Genomic DNA, 2,763 nt, shown 5'->3' with positions numbered 1-2,763 from the left:
TTGGATATTTCCCTATGAAAAGATTTGCGCGGTGTGCGATCGCCCGCGCCACCTGCGCTTTGACAGTCAAAACCGCTTGCACGCGGAAGGAGAGCCTGCCATTGAGTTTGCCGACGGATGGAATTTTTACTATTATCACGGTGTCAGATTGCCTGAAGAATACGGCCAAGTCCCCCCAAATCAATGGCAATCCCAATGGCTTTTAACAGAAGAGAATGCCGAACTGAGGCGAGTGTTAATTCAAGGGATTGGTTACGATCGCATTTGTCAAGAATTGTCAGCAAAACAAATAGATAGTTGGCAGGAATATGCACTATGACAAATAGATAATGCCGATGTCGAGCCGATTTGTTTGTTAAAAATGACTTGTCCGAGTACGGGATTCATTCACGCTTTGAGAGTACCGTTTAATCTGACATCTGCTAGGGAGGCAATTGGCTGGGTAAATTGGGAGATCGATCCAGAGGAATTTTCCGTGCAGACTTGATAATGTATTTCCCTGTCTGGATGGTTATAGTCCAATACGGTTCACTTAAGACAGATCCCCCCTAACCCCCCTTAAAAAGGGGGGGACAAGAATGCACTCAAAGTCCCCCTTCTTAAGGGGGATTTAGGGGGATCTCCGGGGCATAAATATGTTAAGTAAACCGTATTGGGTTATAGTCAAGAACGTGCATTATTTGACCAGGTGTTAGAGCAGGTCAAGAGTGGTGAATTATGGATAGCCGATCGCAATATGTGTACCAAAGGATTCCTGTTTGGCTTGGATCGGGCAGGGGCTAATTTTTTAATCCGAGAACATAAAACTTTGCCCCAGACAGCTTTGACTCCCTTGAGCGAAGTTGGTAAAGTCGAGACTGGTACAGTATTTGAACAAGCAATTAGTGTGACTGGTCTGGAAGAATCTTTAAAAAATGTACGAAGAGTAGTCTTGCACCTTCACAAACCAACTCGTAACGGTGAGTCAGAAATTGCTATTTTTACTAGCTTACCTTCGAGTGTGAAGAATGCGATTGAAGTAGCCGAGTTGTATAGAAAACGCTGGAAGATTGAAACGATGTTTCAAGTTCTAGAGAATAACTTTGCCGGAGAAATTCCAGGTTTAGGTTATCCCCAAGCTGCTTTATTCTGTTTTTGTTTAGCTTTAGTTGCCTACAATACTTTAGCTGTAATCCGCAGAACTCTCGGCAGCATACATGGTGTAGGGAAAATCGATGCCAGCCTTTCTGAATTCTACTTGGTCACTGAAATTCAGGGGAATTATCAAGGAATGATCGTTGCGATTGACCCTGTGTACTGGAGGAGTGTCGGATCATTATCACCCCCCCAATTTGCTCTTTGGTTGACAGATTTAGCCCAGAAGTGTTAATTTGAAATCTTTCCTTAAACAACCTCGTTCTCCTAAAAAGAAAAAACCGGATTTGATTGTAGACCCACTGCATCGTTATGTATCTACAGCTCGACTTTTGAAGCAAGCTCAGCAAACACCTTGACAGGGCTAGGCTTTAAACCCCGTTCTTTGGTAACTCCTGAAATTAGCGAATTTGAAAAAGTCAAGAAAAATGTGAATACTGTGCTGACATTTTTTGAAGGTTTGATGGACAATCGCCCTTTTTTCGCTAGCAATGATATAACTTTAGCAGATAGCGTTGCTGGAACTGTTGTGGTTTTGATGCCTTTGATTGGGGTTTCCTTAGACGATTTTCCTAAAATTAAAGCTTGGTGCGATCGACTAATGTCCCGTCCTTCATGGCAGCAAACTCAATTCACCGAGGCACAAATGGCAGTTTTCGCAACTCGGAGAGAAAAATTTCTCGCAAAATCTGAAGTCTGATGAACAAATCAACTCTCGCCCGATCGCTCTTTTTCCTAGGTGCTATAGCCTGCATCCAAATTCCCGCAGCAGTTTCGCAGCCTGCAACTCGCTCTGGCTATGAAACAATTAACGTCAAGCAGTTTGTAGCCGATCGCAAAATTACGGTTTCCAACCCCAAAGATATCGCAGCCAAACTCTTTATTCTCGATCGAGAATCTGAAGGCAGAAAAAGCGATGGCATTTTGGTTGAATATCCCGCGCGAGATACCGCCGCAATTGTTCATACAGTCGTCGGTTTGGCTGACGATTCTGTTGCGGGAATGCGGCACCGCATCGAACTCAGATTCAGGCAAAATAAGTGGGAAATTGTCTGGATTGGGTGGCAATCAAAGTGTCAGCCAAATCGCGGACATCAAAATTGGGCGGCCCGCCGCTGTTTGTAAAAAGGTCGATCGGCTTTTTGGTTGTCACCCGTCAGCGCCCGGAGAAACCGCACCGCAACAGTAGGAATCACCGACAATTAAATTGGTTTGCAGTCAGGACGAAGAATGCTTACCGACTCAAAGAGGATCGAGAAAACCCAAATCCTCACTACAAACCGATCGAACTTCTCAGTTTACTTGCACATAATCAAATTTCCAGCCGAGATAAATCCGGGAACAGGCGCTGAAATCTCAACCCAATTGCGGTTTTCTCCATTCTGATCTTTCACCAACTGGAAATTCGGCACAAGCGTTACTTGACCGTTAGCCGCCACGCCGCCTTTAATCGCAGAAGTCTTGGAAGGTTCGGCACGAACAGCCAGACCCCTGGGCGCTACGCGAGGTTCTACTTGGCGGCACAGACTGACGGGGCCCATTGCTGGCGCTGGTGTCGCTGCTGGCGCTGGTGTCGCTGCTGGCGCTGGTGTCGCTGCTGGCGCTGGTGTCGCTGCTGGCGCTGGTGTC

General features: G+C 46.0%; 4 protein-coding genes and 1 pseudogene. 4 read left to right on the top strand and 1 reads right to left on the bottom strand.

From position 1 onward, the window contains the following. From WBA89_RS18095 to WBA89_RS18080, 4 genes and pseudogenes are all read left to right on the top strand, one after another. Nucleotides 1-487, top strand: a pseudogene (locus WBA89_RS18095) (DUF6745 domain-containing protein); the annotation flags it as partial. A gap of 165 nt (nucleotides 488-652) precedes the next feature. Next, nucleotides 653-1,369: a transposase gene (locus WBA89_RS18090; protein ID WP_424408601.1), complete on the top strand. Its 717-nt coding sequence runs from the start codon at nucleotides 653-655 to the stop codon at nucleotides 1,367-1,369. A 120-nt stretch (nucleotides 1,370-1,489) separates the two neighbouring features. After that, nucleotides 1,490-1,834, top strand: a complete 345-nt coding sequence (locus WBA89_RS18085) for a glutathione S-transferase family protein (protein WP_424408600.1) — start codon at nucleotides 1,490-1,492, stop codon at nucleotides 1,832-1,834. Further along, nucleotides 1,834-2,259: a hypothetical protein gene (locus WBA89_RS18080; RefSeq protein WP_424408599.1), complete on the top strand. Its 426-nt coding sequence runs from the start codon at nucleotides 1,834-1,836 to the stop codon at nucleotides 2,257-2,259. Before WBA89_RS18085 ends, WBA89_RS18080 begins: the two co-directional genes overlap by 1 nt. Nucleotides 2,260-2,432: 173 nt before the next feature. Here the strand turns inward: WBA89_RS18080 and WBA89_RS18075 are convergent. Beyond that, nucleotides 2,433-2,763 (bottom strand): SH3 domain-containing protein (locus WBA89_RS18075; protein ID WP_424408598.1); only part of this gene is annotated, 331 nt, incomplete at its 5' end.

This window comes from Microcoleus sp., from assembly GCF_049646505.1.
Classification (GTDB): domain Bacteria; phylum Cyanobacteriota; class Cyanobacteriia; order Cyanobacteriales; family Microcoleaceae; genus Microcoleus.
Note: the sequence above shows the minus strand (reverse complement) of the source record. Positions and strands in the feature narration are given on the sequence as shown.

Bases quoted from the DNA above. Each gene is read 5' to 3' on its own strand.
- WBA89_RS18080 (WP_424408599.1), top strand. From the start codon at position 1,834: ATGAACAAATCAACTCTCGCCCGATCGCTCTTTTTCCTAGGTGCTATA.